This window comes from Pontibacillus chungwhensis BH030062 (assembly GCF_000770675.1).
GTDB lineage: Bacteria > Bacillota > Bacilli > Bacillales > BH030062 > Pontibacillus > Pontibacillus chungwhensis.
The window spans coordinates 1-727 of sequence record NZ_AVBG01000033.1 but is presented as its reverse complement, the minus strand read 5'-3'; the positions used below and the strand labels follow the sequence as shown (position 1 = coordinate 727).

General features: G+C 42.0%; 1 protein-coding gene. It reads left to right on the top strand.

Annotation, left to right across the window (positions count from 1 at the left end; all coding sequences use genetic code 11):
- Nucleotides 1-677: ISL3 family transposase (locus tag N780_RS19075; RefSeq protein ID WP_036787994.1), on the top strand; the 677-nt coding region annotated here is incomplete at its 5' end.
- Nucleotides 678-727: the final 50 nt, after the last annotated feature.

Here is a 727-nt window from a genome sequence, read left to right as displayed (position 1 = left end):
CTGATCGCTCGGTAGATACTGTGAAAGAATACCTTCGGGAGAAGGGATCCGAGGTAGAGATGGTCATTATGGACATGAGCCACGCCTTTAAATCTGCGGTAAAGAAAGCCCTGGGAAGTCCTGTTATCGTGGCAGATCGTTTTCACTTCTGTCGATATATCTATTGGGCCCTTGAACGTGTGAGGAGAAGGGTTCAAAGCGAATTTGACGACTATGATCGGAAGAAATGTAAACGCAAGAAACATATCTTTTACAAACGCGAAGAGAACTTAACTGAGAATCAGAAATGGCACCTAGAGCGTTATTTAAGTATGTCTCCAGACTTGAAGGTGGCGTATGACTTGAAGGAAGCTTTTCGTGAGTGGTTTGAGAGGGCGAAAGAGATTGGTGTAGACCAACCTTCGAAGGTAAAGGAAGAGTTACATAGCTTCTATCAAAAGGTACATGAAGCTGGATTATCCGAGTTTATACAGGGGATTAAGACTCTTAAGAACTGGCAGAAGGAAATCTTGAACAGTTTTGCATTTGATTATAGCAATGGTTTCGTAGAAGGACTAAATAATCAAACCAAGGTTATTAAGCGAAACGCATTTGGATTTAGAAGGTATGATCGCCTTCGTCTAAAAGTCCTTCTTCACCATCAGTACAAGAATACGAAAGACTTTCAAGTTGGATAAAGATAAAGGGGCAGGAGCTTGCCTCCTACCCCAACAATTGACTTAGAACC